The following is a 15,283-nucleotide window of genomic DNA, read 5'->3' on the forward strand; positions in this document are numbered from 1 at the left end:
AACGCGCTCCGGGTCCGCGTCCAGCCCGGGGATTCGCGGAAGGGGCATCCTGCCCCTGCCGCGAACGGCGCACATCCATGTGCGCCGCCCTTCGGGTTTTTCCCCGCGCTGGCCGCCGCTTCGGAAGGGAACCCGATAAGGCAAAGGCAACAACCGAAGCAACTGCAACAGCAACAGCCATCGTGGAGTTACAAGCCCCGCGTAGGAGCGGCTTCAGCCGCGACGAACGAAGCCGCGATGGTCTCAAGAACCGCCCCGTGCCTTGCGCCCTATTCTTTTCCGAGATGTCCTCCTCCCATGGCAACGCCGCTTCACGCGCCGGCCTACCGTGTCCAGCACGGGCAATCTCCCACCCGCATCCACCCACGGCAGCCCCGCCGGCGCTCAGGCTAAGATGCGCGCGGTGACCACCCGCGCCCGCTCCCGCTGATGTCCGGCATCCCGGCCGCCGTGCCGACGCCCCCACCGTCGCTGCAACAGCAGACGCAGCGCCTGCTCGCGCAGGTGCAGCAGGCGCAGTCGCGCCAGGCGCAGGCCGATGCGGATATCGAGCGGCATCTGCCGGCCGTGGAGCAGGCGGCGGCGGCAATCCGGCACCGCTTCGCTGCGCACACAAGGAGTGCGGCGCGAGCGGCGGTACGGCGCGAGCGCCGCCGCGCCTGGGGACCGGCGCTGCTGCTGCGGCCGCTGCTGCCGGACTGGCGCTGGCGCGCGGCCTTGATCGGCATGCTGGTGCTGGTCCTGCCGTGGACGAGCGCACACTGGCTGGGCGAGACGCGCAGCTTCCTCGCCTGGTGGCGCCAGGTCGGCCTGCACGGCGATGGCGGCCTGCTGCTGCAAAGCCTGCTGCCCTCGTTGCTGGCGTACGGTCTGCTGGTCGCCGCCGGTGCGCAGTTGCTGGCGTGGCACCACAGCCATGCCGAACGGCGCGCACTGCAGGCGTTCGCACGCCTGCCGCTGGCGCTGGTGCAGGTGGCCGATGCCGCGCAGCACGATCCAGGGTCGACCTATCCGGTGACCCGTGCGCCATGGCCGCTGCGCGCCCTGCACGGGCGCTGGTCGATTCCCGCCACGCAGGGCGATCTGTCTGGTGCACGACTACTGGCCTTGCACGACGGCAGCGAGGATCCGCGGCTGCAGGCGCTGATCGTGCTGCCCGATGCCCGCCATGCAGCGGTCCTGATCCTCCTCGACGCCGATCTGGCCGCCGACGCTGCGCCGTCGCTGCAATCGCTGGCGCTGGCACTGGCCGAAGACGCCGCCGTCGATAGCGCGCCGATCGCCGCACTGCACGACAACGTGCAGGCCTGGGAGGTCGCGCGCGGCCAGCAACGCGCGCTGCAGCAGCGGCTGCAGAGCCTGGATGCGGTGCAACGGCACTGGGCGGACGTCGCCCTGCCCGACGCCACGCTCGACCAGATCCTGAAGCTGGTGGACCTGTTCGTGTCCGGGCGCCAGCCGGCGCCGAAAGGCATGCTCCTGCACGGGCCGCCGGGCACCGGCAAGACCCTGATCGCGCGCAAGCTGGCGCGTCACGCCGGCTGCCATTTCGAGGCGCTGGGCGTGGCCGACCTGAAGGCCGCGCACGTCGGCCACACCGGCCCCAAGGTGCAGACGATCTGGCAGCGCTGCCGCGCGCACGCACCGGCGATCCTGTTCATCGACGAATGCGAAAGCGTGTTCGCGCGCCGCGGCGGCGCCGACAGCGACAGCTTCGGCGCCGAACTGGTGCAGACCTTTCTCGCCGAATGGGACGGCTTCCATGCCGCGCACGGCCAGGTGCTGGTGATCGGCGCGACCAACCGCCCGGCGCTGCTGGACGACGCGATCCTGTCGCGCTTCACCGCCAGCATCGCCATCGGCCTGCCCGACGCCGCAGCGCGCGCCCGCATCCTCGGCGCCGAACTACTACGGGCCGGTTTTGCGTCGGCGCCGGACGCGCAGGTGATCGCCGACAGCACCGGCCTCTCCGGCCGCGACCTGCACACGCTGGTCGCGCGCGTCGCCGCCGAGTGCGTCGATGGCACGCTGGACAACGCCACCTTGCTCGCGCACCTGCGCGCGCTGCGCGGCAAAGGTTCCACCGCCGTCGCCACGCTCGGCTGGGACGACATCGTGCTGCCGGCCGCCACGGTCGAGGAGTTCGTCGGCCTGGGCAAGGAACTGCGCAATGCCGAGACCCTGGCCGCGCTGGGCGTACCGGTGCCGCGCGGCATCCTGATGGTCGGCCCGCCGGGCACCGGCAAGACCCAGGTCGCACGCATCCTCGCCAGCCAGTCGGGCCTGGCCTTCATCGCCCTGAGCAGCGCCGACCTCAAGGCCGGCTATCTCGGCCAGTCCGGACAGCGCGTGCAGGCGGCGTTCGAGCGCGCGCGGGCGCAGGCGCCGTGCATCGTGTTCGTCGACGAACTGGACATCGTCGCGCCGGCCCGCGGTGCCGACGGCGACGATGCGTATACCCGCGAGATCGTCGGCCAACTGCTGCAGGAGCTGGACGGCGTCGCCAGCCATGCGGGCCAGGTGTTCCTGCTGGCCGCCAGCAACCATGCCACTGCGATCGACCCGGCGCTGCTGTCGCGGCTGGACCGGCAGATCGTCATCGCCCTGCCCGACCACGCGGCGCGGATCGCCATCGTCACGCGCCTGCTGCGCGGCAAACCGCTGGATCTCGACGCCGACGCCGCGGCGGCCTGGGTCGCCGAGCGCAGCGACGGCCAGTCCGGCCGCGACCTGCACAACTGGATCAGCCGCGCCATGCGTCGCGCCGTTCGCCGCACCTTGCAGCACAGCGACGATGCGTCCGGCACGCGACTGCAGTGGGACGACCTGGTCGAGACGGCGAACGCGACGATGTAGACGCCGAGCCGGAGACAAAGCGCGCTGTGTAATCGGAAGAGCTGGCCGAAGCCCCTGTGGGAGGGGCTTCAGCCCCGACGCCAGGATCCACACAGAACCCAGTTGCCACGGCGCACATCTCAACAACAGCGCAAGACCCAGTTACAGAATCGCTGACGTCCACACAACGCCCACGCTGGCATCATGTGGGAGACCCCACGGGACCGCAGCACGTGACCCACGCCCACTCATCCCCGCCGCCGCGCGCCGAAGCCATCGTCGTGATGGGCGTGTCCGGCAGCGGCAAGACCAGCGTCGCCCAGGCATTGGCGGCGCACTACGGACTCACCTTCCTGGACGCCGACGACTTCCACAGCGCCGCCGCCAAGGCGCAGATGGCCCACGGCATCCCGCTCAGCGACGCGCAGCGTGCGCCCTGGGTCGCGGCCCTGGCGCAGCGCCTGCGTGCATCGGTCGATGCCGGGCAGAGCGTCGTACTGGCCTTCTCCGGTCTGCGCAAGGCGCACCGGCAGCAATTGCGCGACACCGGGGTGCCGATGCGCTTCGTGTTCCTGCACGCGGCCGCGCATGTGATCGCCGAACGCCTGGCCGCGCGCCATGGCCATTTCATGCCACCGGCGCTGCTGCAAAGCCAGCTCGACACGCTGGAACTTCCACTGGACGAGGCAGACGTGATCTCGGTGGACGTGGACGCGCCGTTCGCCACGGTCGTGGCCGATGCCATCGCGCAACTGGATGCGAGCGCCGCGATCGCCTAGCGTGTGCCTTGTCTGCATACCCTCAGCCATGCGCCCGTTTGTGGCAATGGTGACGCAGGTTGCCTGTCGTAGGAGCGGCTTCAGCCGCGACGAACGAAGCGAGGATCCCTGAGGAAATGCGTTCGTCTCCGATCCAAAGCACCTTCCGTCACCACCGCATTGCGGCCTTTCACTCGTGACGGCGGGCAAGGCACTGATCCTGTTGCAGCGTGTAGTGCGACGATGCCTCCAAGCGCCACGCTACCCGCGGCGCTTCGCCCGACCCACCACAAAGCGCGACACGTTCGGCTCGTCGGGCACATGCCAGCGCCACGGCGCGTCCATCGCCTTGCTGATACCGATCCGTGCGGTGACGATTGGCGCAGCAGGCGGCGGCGTCCCGTCCTGCCCCAGCCACAGGCGCGACTGCCGCGTGGTCAGGTCCAGCCCGTTGTCCGCGCCCGTAACACCCAGCGCCTTGGCCAGGCGCCCCGGCCCACGGGTGAGATCGGCGGCGCGCGCCGCACCGCGTGCCGACTGCATCGCCTCGATCCCGGCCACAGGCGCCAAGGCGCGGATCAGCACCGCATGCCCCGGCGCGCCACCGCATACCGCATTGAGCGCCCAATGCATGCCGTAGATGAAGTACACGTACAGATGCCCGGGCGGGCCGAACATCACGCGTGTGCGCGGCGTCATGCCGCGGAACGAGTGCGCCGCCGGATCCTCCGCACCGCAGTAGGCCTCCACCTCGACAATGCGCCCGCAACGGCCGTCGGCGGTGACAAGCAGCTTGTTCAACAGTTCCGGCGCCACCACGCGCGCATCGCGCGCGTAGAACGCGCGTGGCAGTGGCTTAGCGGCTAGGTGTTCCATCGGGTCAGTCTAAGCGGTGCATCGCAGTGGCGGAGTGAGCCGCGGCCGGCGCAGCCCACACCCATGACGTCGGTCTCCAGACCGCAGCGCATGATGCTCATTGTGGGAGGGACTTCAGTCCTGACGCATGACGGTGTCCGGTATCGGGATCGTCGTTCTGATCTCCGACGGCACACTGCATCGAGGTGAGCGCTGAGGGCTCACGCTTCCGAAGCAGCGGCAGACGATGCCGCCGCCGCACGAGCGCACAGGGCACAGTGCATGCCCATTTCGCTAGAGGCAACGCCAAGCGACATAGGCATCCCAGCCCGCCCAATCACTCCTGCGGAACATTCAACTCCTTCAGCAACTGCGGCGCCGGATACACCTTGGCCATCAGCCAGCGCAGATAGCGCATGTCCACGTGGATCGCGCGCTTGTAGCGCGGGTCGTACCACCAGCTGGCACTAACCGCCTCCCAGTTGCTGTCGAAATTCAACCCGATCAGCTCGCCGCGCGCATTGAGTACCGGCGAACCGGAGTTGCCGCCGGTGGTGTCCAGGTTGGTCAGGAAGTTCACCGGCTGCGTCTTCGACTGCGGATCGACCGTGCTGCCGAAATCGCCCTTGGCGATCGCCGCCAGCAGCGGCTTGGGCGCATCGAACGGCTCCTTGCCGGTGTTCTTCTCGACGATGCCGGCCACCGTGGTCAGCGGCGCGAAGCTGACCGCATCGCGCGGCGCCAGCGGCTCGACGCGGCCATAGCTGATCCTCAGCGTGCTGTTGGCATCCGGATACACCGCACGACCCTGCTGCTTGCGCCAGGCGAACAGCGCACGCATGTAGGCCGGGCGCAGCCGTAACTGCTCGCCCTCGCGCGCCTTGCGCTCATCGTCCAGCCGCAGCTGCGCCGGCACCAGCGCGGCGGCCAGCGCCAGCAACGGATCGGCCGCAGGCGCCTTGCCCTCGCGCGCAGCGGCAAAGCGCGACAGGCGCTCGGCCTCGGTGCCCAGCGCGGTGCCGGCGTAGGCCTTGTCCAGCGCCGCCTGCAGTTGCGCCGGGGTCCGCCCGAACGCCGCATCGAACTCTGGTACCCGCTGGGCATCCGGCAGTTGCTGGTAGCGGGTCAACAACGTCGTTAGCAGCGCCTTCTCCACGGTCGGCGAATAGCGGCGCTGCACCTGCTTGAGCATGCCCTCGATCAGCGCCAGGTCGCGCTGCTGGTAGCCGCTCTCGCGCCGATCGTCCGGCTTGGCCGCCTCCAGTCGCAGCCGCTCCAGGGTCAGCGCCGAACGCAGCGCCTGGGTCTGCGTGGCGATCAAGCCCAACAGCAGATCGCGCTCACGCAGCGCCGAGGCCTGGCCAAGTACCTTCTGCAACGCCGCGATATCGCGCGCATCGCTGCCGCGAGTCGCCGCGAGCATGCCGCGCTCGTCCTCCGCGCGCAGCCGCACCGCATCGCTGCGCTGCAGCCCTTCCAGTTCGCCGGCGGCGCGCTTGCGGTTGTTCTTCAGCGACTGCAGCTGCGACGCGTAGCGCGTGCGCGCCTCCGCATCGGCCTTGCCCGACGCCTCGATCACCTCGATCAACTGATCCAGCACCGCCACCCGCTGCGGCAGCGTCGCCTCCACCTGCTCGGCGAACTCGGCCGCCGTGCGATGCCGGTAGGTGATGCCGGGATAGCCGGCCAGCATCGCAAAATCGCCGGCCTTCGGCCCATCGCTGGCGATCTGCAGATGCGCCGGCGGCTGGTAGGGCACGTTGTTTGCGCTGTAGTCCGCCGGCTTGCCGTCCTTGCCGACATAGGCGCGCAGCAAGGTGAAATCGCCGCTGTGCCGCGGCCACATGAAGTTGTCGATCTCGTCGCCGTAGTTGCCGATCGCCCGCGGCGGCGCATACACCAGGCGCACGTCGCGCAGTTCCAGCTGGCGAATCCGGTAGAAATCGGTGCCGTAGTACATGTTGGCCACGCTGCAGCGCACCCCGGCCTCGCGCTCGCAGTCGGCAACGATACGCTTGCTCGCCGCATCCACCGCATCGTAGTAGGCGCGCCCGGTCTTGCCCTTGGCCGGCCCCAGCACCTGATCGGTGACCTTGTCGAAGCCCACGGTCACCAGCACCCGGAAATCCGGATTGGCCGCGCGCTCGTCGGCGCGGTCCCGCGCGATGAACCCGTTCTCGATCAGGCTCTCCTTCGCCGAGGTGTTGTACTGGATCACCCCGTAGGCGACATGGTGATTGGTCAACAGCAACCCGTCCGTGGACACGAACGCCCCGGTCCCGCCTCCGACTTTGACCACCGCACTCAACGGAGGCTGCGTCACTTCGGCCAGCGTCTGGGTATCGCCCTGGAAGCCTGCCTCGTGCAGCGGCTTGGCCAGCTCTGGCATCTGCGATGGCATCCACATGCCTTCGTCAGCGTGGGCAGTGGTGGTGAGGGCTAGGCTTAGAGTGAGAGATGCGGCAAGGCAGTTGGGCAAGGGCATGCAGAGGTCGAGGCAAAGAACATGACCGCGACCTTAGCCGGCCAATGCGATCGCAGCAACCAAGACGCCGATCCATTCATCGATGGAGGTGATCTTTACCAAGAAAGCTCCAGAGTGCTCGGTACAAAAGCGAGCGCGCGGTCAGCTCACTTCCTACGACCCTATATACAGATTCCCGCTATTGAATATGTGAACCTGGCCCCGCTACTGGCCAGCGAAGACGCAATCCACCATAGCGCAGGAAGCCGGGCTGGTCGCGAGCATGAGCCGCAACGGCATGCCTTACGACAGTGCAGTGATGGAGAGTTTCTTCAGTTCGCTCAAGCAGGAACTGACGCATCACGAGCGCTTCGCTAGTCTCGACTAAGCGCGCGGGAAGGTGTTCGAGTACATCGAAGTGTCTATAACTGGCAGCGGCTGCTCAGTGCGCTGGCCTATCGTTCGCCGATCGATTTCGAGAAGGTGGCTTTTTGTTCCCTAATCAACCTGTCCGAGAAATCGAGAACGGCTCAAGCTGACACCGTCAGCCCAGATTATCATTTCTAATGGTCGCCTTGAATTCTTTGAATCGCCAGTTCAATAAATTTTTGCTCGGGGTAAGGGTCGATTAAATCATCCAGATTCGAGGCAGGCTTGGGCTCAACATCTGCGGCGCGCAAATACGGAATCGCATTTCTCGCTCTCCCGCCCATCGCACCGAGAATTCTGGCAGCTCTATATTTTTTACCATAACTGTCGCTTTTTAACAGGCTCGCAACTGCCAGTATCGCGTCGTCATCAATGTTTTTATTTAAATCATCCTTGTTCATGTCATATATAATTTCGAAGTAATCGTCTAGCCGGTTAAAACAAGACACATCTTGACCACCATCTTTACCGCAGAATGTTGCTGCAGTCTCCAATTGACTGGAATAATAAGGCCCGTTGTTTTTTTCACCTGCATGTGCGGCTCCAAAAATTAAAATAAGAATCAATGCAGAAAAATGAAATTTAATTTTCATGACCAATCCAGATTAAATGTATAATTCACAGAATTTGACCTTTAGATCCATCGAGATTGGAGTCGTTGTGTGCCGAATTCAACTTGCCTGCACAATGCGCCCCATCAAGGACGAAATCTGCAGGCAAAACAAGACCTTGGCAGTATCGCGCACTAGCTTTGCTTGTGACAGTTCCTTGCAAAGCGACGCTCCTCGGTAAGGGAACGCGAAAAATGCCTTCGTGCCGCCCCTACTTCTCCTTCCGCCAATTCACCGACCCCCGGTTCTCCACCGTGCTCGATTCCACTTCGGCGTCGAAGCCGCGGCCCAGCAGATATTTCAGCGTCAGGACCGAGCCGCTGCCGATCAGCGACACGCCATAGCTGACATAGAGTTTCGGCGAGAGATATTTGCCAAAACCCACCACCGAGCCGCCGAGGGTGCGCGACTGGCTGACGCCGGCGTCGTCGAAACCGAGCCTGGCGCCGAGTTGCGAGGCGAGCAGGCCGCTGCCGGCCGACAGGGCGCTGGCCGCGGCGGTGACCTGGTCGGCCTCGGCGCTGCTGGTGTTGCTGAGGCTGCGGCCCAGCACCAGGTAGGACATCGCCTCCGATTGCGACATCGACGGGTCGGAACACACGTCCGCATGCGGGGCGGTGGCGCGGCCGGTGACGTCGATGCCGGCGGTGACGTCGCCGACCTGGCGCTGCGCGCGGATGTTGATGCGCGGGTCGGAGACGATGTTGTTGCTCCAGGTGAGCTGGCCGCGGGTGATGGTCAGGTCCTGCCCGTACGCCTTGTATTTGCCGCTGACGTCCAGCCCGCCGGTGGCGGTGGTTTCGCGGCCCGGCCGCGAGCGCACCTGCATGGCGCCGGTCAGCGCGCCCTTGAGGCCAAAGCCGGCCATCTTGACCTGGTCGCCCAACGTCACCCGCAGGTCCATCTCCAGCGGCGAGGTCGGCGTGGCCTCGGGGTCGGCCGGGTCCAGCACCACCACGTCCTCGGACAGCGAGGTGCCGCGATCCAGCCGTTCCAGGTCGATGTCGGCAGAGGGCACGGTGACCTGGCCGCTCAGCATCATGGTCTTGTTGGCGATGCCGAACTGCAGGTCGGGATTGGCCACCGCGCGCAATTCGGCGGTGTTGGACACCAGCACGTTGGTGCCGCGGATATTCAACTGCAGCGGCGTGCGGTCGCCGTACCAGGACAGACCGCCATCGACATTGAGCGTGCCTTCGCCGGACTTCACCGAGGCGACGATGCGCGCCGAGCCGTCCGGCTGCGCGTCGAAGCGGCCCTTGCCCTCGCTCAGGGTCAGGCCCAGCGCCGGCAGTTCGCCGGTGAAGTTACTCAACGTGGCGTCGCCGCCCATCGCCGGTTGCGAGCGGGTACCGCGCAGGCTGACGTGGCCTTCGACCAGGCCCTTGGGCCGCACCAGGTCGGGCGAGAACAGCTCCAGCCAGTAAAGCCGAGCCATGTTCATGTAGATCTCGCCGTTCAACGGCGCGTACGCATCCCAGCCGGTATCGACGGTGGCGTCGACGAAGCCGTCGCCCTGGAAGCCGATGCCGAGCTTGGAATGGATGTGCTGGGCGCTGAAATCGGTGACGAAACTGAACTGGTCGTAGCGCAAAAGTTCGCCGCGAGCGTTATCGCCCAGGCGCAGGCCGCCTTCGCGCGAGGCCAGGCGCAGCGAACCCTGCCAGGCGTTGCCGGCCGGCTTGAAGCTGCCGTCGATGGACAGGTCGCCGCGCAGGTACATCTTTCGGCCGTTGCTGGGCGGCAGCCATGGCTGCACCAGCGCGAGCGGCAGGGCGTCGCCGCGCAGGGTCAGGCCCTGCTTCGGCCAGTCGGCGGACACGCACAAGGCGCCGCCGCTGCCCGGCGCCAGGCAGCTCTCGGACAGGCTGAAGGCGCTGCCGGCCACACTGAAATTGGCCGCCTTCCGCAGCTGCCACGGCTCGCCCTTGGCCGGGGCGATGCGCAGCGTGTTCAAGGCGCCCTGCCAGCGCGCGCCATCGCGGCGCACCTGCCCGGCCAAGGCCAGCGCGCCCATGTCGTTCTCGGTATTGGCGTCGAGTTGCAAGTTCTCGACCGCGCCACGCGCGTCCACGCTCAGTGTCTGCAGCAGCACGCCGGCATTGATCGCGCTGCCGCGCAGGGCGAGTTCACCGCCGTTGCCGCGCCACGGCAGGCGTCCGCGCAGGCTGAGGCTGTCGGCGCTGTAGCTGTCCCACTTCAGGCCGCTGCCGGTGAGGTCGGCGGTGAGATCGGGCGCGTCGCGGCGGCCCTTGACCTGCACGCTGCCGCGCAGGCTGCCGGCGCCGCCGGGCAGCAGGTCGGCCAGTTGCAGCGGCTGCAGTTGCGCGTCCACGTCGAGCTGGTCGCCTACCTTGCCCTGCGCCTGCAGGCGGCTGTCGCCCAGACTCAGTTGCAGCTTGCCCTCGCCCTGGCTGCCCTGCAGGGCAAGCTTGGCGTTGGCGTCGAGCGGGCGGCTGCGCAGGCGTCCGTTCAAGCGCGGGATGTCGAGCGTGGCCTGGTAGCCGGCGGCACTGCCGTCCGGCCGCGCCGGCAACTGCTTGCCCTGTGAGGCGAAGGTGCCGGACAGCTTGCCGTCCCAGCCCGGTGCGAAGTAGCCGGGGTCGAAGCCGGCCAGCGTGCCTTGCACGTCCCAGTTCAATTCCGGCACCCAGGCCACGTTGCCGCCCAGGTCGAGGGTGCCGCTGGGCATGGTCGCGCGCACCTGCTTCAACTGCGCCTGGCGATCGTCGCCGCGCACGTCCAACTGCAGGTTGGCGCTGTCCTTGCCGCGGGCGACGGTGGCCTCGCCGTAGGTGGCCCATTGCTTCACCGTGCCGGCCACGCCCAGGTTGGCCTCGACCAGCTTGATCGGCACCGCCGGTGCATCCGGGGTGGACGGATCCGGCGCGGTGGCGAAGCTCATGCCGCTGGCGTTGACCGCAAAGCGCAACTGCGCGTTGTCCGGGTCGCGCAGATCGGCGGTGCCACGCAGGCGCAATTGCCCATCGAAGGCGCGCAGCTGCAGCGGCGCGACGGTGAGCACCTGGTTGTCCAGGCTCAGGTGCGAGGGATCGAGCACGAGCTTCTGCCCGTCGCGGGACAGTTCGCCCTGCAAGTCGGCGTTGCCGCCCTTGCCCTTGGCGCGCAGGTCGAAGGCCAGCGGCACGGACGCCGGCGCGTCGTCGGCCGGCGGTACCAGCAGCGACGGATCCAACGCCTTGCTGCTGGCGGCGAACTCCCACACCGGATCGGTTCGGCCGGTGAACACCAGGGTGGCGCGCAGCGGCGCCGGTGCGTTGCCGGCGATGGCCACTTCCATCTTCTCCAGGTCGCCGCGCGCGACCAGGCCCAGGCGCGCCGGGGTGCGCCCGCGTGCGGCCGGCAATACCGCGCTGGCAGTGAGGTCGGCCTTGTAGTCCTGGCCCGGCAGGTAATCGCCATTGATACGGAAATCGCCGCGGTCGCTGTTCACTACCACCTGGGTGGCGCGGAACTCGCCATTGGCCACTTCCACGCCGCCGCGCAGCGTGCGGATGTCGATCATCGGCTGCTGCGCCTGGGTGATGCGCAGGCCGTCGATGGCGATGCGGTCGGCCTGCAGCGCCAGCGGCACTTCGATCTGCGGCAGCGACTGCGGCCAGCGCGGCAGTTCGAACGGTTCGTCGCTCTTGGCCAGGTTGAGCGTGGCGTTGGTCAGCTCCAGCGCGTCCAGTTGCAGCTTGCGCCCGAGCAGCGGGCGGATGTCCGGATCGAGGTAGGCGCGCTCGGCGGTGAAGTGGATTTCGTTGTAGCGGAAATCCAGGTTGTGCAAGGTCAGCGGACCGGCCAGCGGTCCTTCGGCGCGCTCCCAGGTGAGCGTGGAGCCGGCCGGCAGCCGCGCCACCACCTGCGCCAGCAGCACGTCGCGCCCGGCCACGGTCTGCAGCAGCCAGTACAGCGCGATCGCCGCCAGCAGTACCAGGCCGGCCACGGTCAGCGCCGAGCCCCACCAGAAGCGCTTGCGCCGGTAGAAGCGCGGGCGCCGGGGTGGCGGCGTGGCGGGCGACGTCGGCTCGATCGGCGCGCTCACAGATTGGCTCCGATGTTGAGATAGAGCTGGAACTGCGAGTCGGGATCGTTCAAGCCGTGGGCGATGTCCACCCGCACCGGGCCGACCGGCGAGCGCCAGCGCAGGCCGAAGCCGACGCCAGTGTGCCAGTCCGGCGTGTCGTCGAAGGCGCTGCCGCTGTCGACGAACACCGCGCCGCCCCACGGCCCGCCCTTGAAGTAGTGCTCGTACTCGGCGCTGCCGGTGAGCACGTGCTTGGCGCCGAGCGCGAAGCGGTCCGGCCGCGCCGTGCGCGGGCCGACCTCGCGGAAGGCATAGCCGCGGATGCTGTTGTCGCCGCCGGCGAAGAAACGCAGGCTCGGCGGCATCGCCACCAGCGCGTCGGTCCAGGTGCTGCCGGCTTCGCCGCGCAGGATCAGGCGGTCGTTGTCGCCGATGCCGTGGAACCAGTTCACCCGCATGTGCGCCTGCACGAAGCTGGCGTCCGAGCCCACGCCCTCGGCACCGCCGCGCAGGCTGATGTTGCCGCTGAAGCCCTTGCGCGGGAACACCTTGTCGTCGACGCCGACGTAATCGGCCTCGATCTGCGGATAGAACAGCGTCGAGGTCTGGTACAGCGCGCCGTCGAACACCTCGTCGGTGGCGTAGCGCCAGCGTTCGCGCAGCGCGTTGATCGAGGCGATCGCGGTCCAGTGCTCGTTGATCTGGCCGCTGCGGCTGCCGGTGAGCTTGACGTTGCGCAGGTCGATGTAGTCGGTCTGCTCGTCGTAGACGCGCAGCGAGGTGGTGTACCAACCGTCGAGCCAGCGGAACGCCGGGATCCGGTAGCTGGTGATGAAGCTCTTGCGCTTCTGCGCGTAATCCAGCTGCGTGCTGAGCTTGTGCCCGCGCGCGTTGACGTAGCGGCGGTCCACGCCCAGGCGCACACCGGCGCCGCTCTCGCTGCCGTAGCTGAGGCCGGCGGTGTAGATGCTGCGCTTGGCGCGGGTGAGGTTGACGTCCACCGGCACGTCGCCGTTGGCGTCGGCCTCTTCCGGCTTGGGCTGGATGTCGATGACGCTGAAGTAGTCGAGCTTGACCAGCGACTCGCGCAGGCGGTCGAGCTTGCCCTCGTGGTAGTAGCTGCCTTCCTTCCAGTACACCAGCGGATCGAACAGCTTCTGGTTGAAGTAGTCCTGATGGAAGCGGATCGGGCCCATGTTGTAGCGGCGGCCGCTGTCCCAGCTCAGGTCGATGTCGGCGGCGTGGTCGGCGCGGGTCACCTCGACCTTGCGCTGGGTGAAGTCGGCATCGAAGTAGCCGCGCTCGGCCAGGCGCCGGGTGATGGTGACCTTGCTGGTCTCGTAGACGCTGCTGACGAAGACGTCGCCCTGCCGCGGGCGGAAGTTCTTCAGGTCCTCGCCCAGGTAGCGGTCGTCCTCGGCCGGGCCGGTGATGCCCACATGGAAGTTGCGCACCCGCACCGGCTCGCCCTTGTCCACGTGCACCACCACGGTCAGCTTGTCGTCCTGGCGTGGCGCGTCGACGGTGATCTTGGGAGTGAAGTAGCCGAACGGCTCCAGCGCCTGCCGGGTCTGGCTTTCGGCCTGGCTCAGCAGATACTCCAGGCGCGACTCGCCCTGGTCTTTGCCGATGGCGTCGTACAGCGACAGCGAGACCTGGATGTTCTCGATCATCGCCGCGTCCTCGTCCTTGTTCAGGCCCTGGATCTGCACCTTTTCGATGACGCCGCGGGCCTCGGCGAGGCCGGCCAGGGAGAGCAGGGACAGGAAGGTGGCGAGACGGGGGATGGGTCGCATGGGCGTCAGAATACCGGCACCCCATGTGAAGCTGTTAACTAGACGTTTGTTACATGTGACCGGGATGTCGGGTGCGATGATCCCATGTGGCGACGTTCCGCACCTCCCGAGCCCCATGGCGACGATGCGGCTGCGTCGCGCATCGCCTGCCGACGGTACCGCTTGCCAAGGCGCTGCCGCGGCGCCACGCTGGCCGCCCCACCCGCAGGAGCGCCGCATGTCCACCGTGATCGAGACCGGGCGCCTGCTGCTGCGCCGGTTGGACCCCGAGCGCGACGCCGCGCCGATGCTGGCCCTGCTCAACGACCCCGGCTTCCTGGCGCATATCGGCGACCGCGGCGTGCGCGACGAAGCGCAGGCCAGCCGCTATCTCGCCGACGGCTCGGTGCGCAGCTACGCCGAGCACGGCTTTGGCCTATATGCGGTGGAGCGTCGCGACGACGGCGCCTGGCTTGGCGTGGCCGGGCTGGTGTTGCGGCCGACCCTGCCCGCGCCCGACCTGGGCTATGCCTTGCTGGAACCCTACGCGGGCCACGGCTACGCCAGCGAGGCGGCGCGCGCGGTGCTGGAGTACGCGCGCACCGTATTGGCGATGCCGCGCGTCTACGCGATCGTATCCCCGGGCAACGCGCGCTCGCTGCGGCTGCTCGCCGCGCTGGGCTTCATCGCCCAGGGACACGTGCGCCTGAGCCCGGAAGCGGCCGAGGTCGAACTCCATCTGTGCGAACTGCACGCGCCCCAGGAGCACGCCTGAGCATGGACACCTTGCACACACTGCGGCTGTTCGCCGACTACAGCCAGTGGATGAACCAGCGTCTCTACGCCGCGGCCGCGACCCTGCCGGACACCGCCATCGCCGCGCCGCGCGGCGCCTTCTTCGGATCGCTGTTGGGTACGCTCAACCACCTGGTGGTGGCCGACACGATCTGGCTGCAGCGCTTTGCCCAGCATCCGGCACGCCACCCGGCGCTGCAGGCCATCGCCGCCAACCCAGTCCCGGCTGCGCTGGATACGCCACAGGCCGGCTGCTTGGCGGATCTGCAGACGCAGCGCGAGGCCCTGGATGCGACGATCGCTGCGTGGATGACGGAACTACAGCCCGACGACCTCGATGTGACGCTGCGCTATCGCAACACCCGTGGCGAGTCGCACAGCCGGCGCTTCGGCGACCTGCTGCTGCATTTCTTCAACCACCAGACCCACCATCGCGGCCAGGCCACTACCTTGCTCAGCCAGGCGGGCGTGGATGTCGGCGTGACCGATATGCTGGCGGTGATTCCGCAGGTGGAGATGACTTGATCTTGCGATCGCGGGCCGCTGCGCTCGATGAGCGACTTGGCGTATTCCGGGTGCTTTAGCAATGCGCCTTTGTCGTGACGTAGCGGGATCTGTCGTAGCGATTGTAGGAGCGGCTTCAGCCGCGACAGGCATCCCCTGTAGAGCGCATCGCGGCTGAAGCCGCTCCTACGCGTGAGCCTCCGTGTCTACGGGAGGCTCTCTTT

9 protein-coding genes are annotated in these 15,283 nt (G+C 67.6%); 4 read left to right on the top strand and 5 right to left on the bottom strand.

Annotated elements, in window-relative coordinates; translation table 11 throughout:
- Window positions 1–429: 429 nt before the first annotated feature.
- Together AC1PLR_RS20655 and AC1PLR_RS20660 are read left to right on the top strand one after the other, a co-directional pair.
- Window positions 430–2,856, top strand: a complete 2,427-nt coding sequence (locus tag AC1PLR_RS20655) for an AAA family ATPase (protein WP_481102176.1) — start codon at window positions 430–432, stop codon at window positions 2,854–2,856.
- A 263-nt stretch (window positions 2,857–3,119) separates the two neighbouring features.
- The gene (locus AC1PLR_RS20660; protein WP_148828880.1) at window positions 3,120–3,614 is read left to right on the top strand and encodes a gluconokinase; all 495 of its coding nucleotides are present in this window, start codon (window positions 3,120–3,122) and stop codon (window positions 3,612–3,614) included.
- Between the two features lie 240 nt (window positions 3,615–3,854).
- Here AC1PLR_RS20660 and AC1PLR_RS20665 read toward each other — a convergent pair whose 3' ends face one another.
- From AC1PLR_RS20665 to AC1PLR_RS20685, 5 genes are all read right to left on the bottom strand, one after another.
- Window positions 3,855–4,469, bottom strand: a complete 615-nt coding sequence (locus tag AC1PLR_RS20665; RefSeq protein WP_481102177.1) for a DNA-3-methyladenine glycosylase — start codon at window positions 4,467–4,469, stop codon at window positions 3,855–3,857.
- A 316-nt stretch (window positions 4,470–4,785) separates the two neighbouring features.
- Entirely contained in the window at window positions 4,786–6,855 is a 2,070-nt protein-coding gene (locus AC1PLR_RS20670) for a S46 family peptidase (RefSeq protein WP_481102178.1), read from the bottom strand.
- 620 nt (window positions 6,856–7,475) lie between these two features.
- Window positions 7,476–7,934 carry a hypothetical protein gene (locus AC1PLR_RS20675; protein ID WP_481102179.1) on the bottom strand — a complete coding sequence of 153 codons (459 nt, stop codon included), beginning with the start codon at window positions 7,932–7,934 and terminating at the stop codon, window positions 7,476–7,478.
- A 229-nt stretch (window positions 7,935–8,163) separates the two neighbouring features.
- On the bottom strand, window positions 8,164–12,003 hold the full coding sequence (locus AC1PLR_RS20680) for a translocation/assembly module TamB domain-containing protein (RefSeq protein WP_481102180.1): 3,840 nt from the start codon (window positions 12,001–12,003) through the stop codon (window positions 8,164–8,166).
- Window positions 12,000–13,781, bottom strand: a complete 1,782-nt coding sequence (locus tag AC1PLR_RS20685; protein WP_481102181.1) for an autotransporter assembly complex protein TamA — start codon at window positions 13,779–13,781, stop codon at window positions 12,000–12,002. The genes AC1PLR_RS20680 and AC1PLR_RS20685 overlap by 4 nt, the downstream gene beginning before the upstream one ends.
- A gap of 217 nt (window positions 13,782–13,998) precedes the next feature.
- On the opposite strand from AC1PLR_RS20685, the gene AC1PLR_RS20690 reads away from it, so the two are divergent.
- Together AC1PLR_RS20690 and AC1PLR_RS20695 are read left to right on the top strand one after the other, a co-directional pair.
- Window positions 13,999–14,535, top strand: a complete 537-nt coding sequence (locus tag AC1PLR_RS20690) for a GNAT family N-acetyltransferase (protein ID WP_481102182.1) — start codon at window positions 13,999–14,001, stop codon at window positions 14,533–14,535.
- A 2-nt stretch (window positions 14,536–14,537) separates the two neighbouring features.
- Entirely contained in the window at window positions 14,538–15,080 is a 543-nt protein-coding gene (locus tag AC1PLR_RS20695; protein WP_481102183.1) for a DinB family protein, read from the top strand.
- Window positions 15,081–15,283: the final 203 nt, after the last annotated feature.

It is taken from the genome of Xanthomonas sp. NCPPB 3570 (assembly GCF_056725115.1).

Bases quoted from the DNA above. Each gene is read 5' to 3' on its own strand.
- AC1PLR_RS20655 (WP_481102176.1), top strand. From the start codon at position 430: ATGTCCGGCATCCCGGCCGCCGTGCCGACGCCCCCACCGTCGCTGCAA.
- AC1PLR_RS20660 (WP_148828880.1), top strand. From the start codon at position 3,120: ATGGGCGTGTCCGGCAGCGGCAAGACCAGCGTCGCCCAGGCATTGGCG.
- AC1PLR_RS20665 (WP_481102177.1), bottom strand. From the start codon at position 4,469: ATGGAACACCTAGCCGCTAAGCCACTGCCACGCGCGTTCTACGCGCGC.
- AC1PLR_RS20670 (WP_481102178.1), bottom strand. From the start codon at position 6,855: ATGTGGATGCCATCGCAGATGCCAGAGCTGGCCAAGCCGCTGCACGAG.
- AC1PLR_RS20675 (WP_481102179.1), bottom strand. From the start codon at position 7,934: ATGAAAATTAAATTTCATTTTTCTGCATTGATTCTTATTTTAATTTTT.
- AC1PLR_RS20685 (WP_481102181.1), bottom strand. From the start codon at position 13,781: ATGCGACCCATCCCCCGTCTCGCCACCTTCCTGTCCCTGCTCTCCCTG.
- AC1PLR_RS20690 (WP_481102182.1), top strand. From the start codon at position 13,999: ATGTCCACCGTGATCGAGACCGGGCGCCTGCTGCTGCGCCGGTTGGAC.
- AC1PLR_RS20695 (WP_481102183.1), top strand. From the start codon at position 14,538: ATGGACACCTTGCACACACTGCGGCTGTTCGCCGACTACAGCCAGTGG.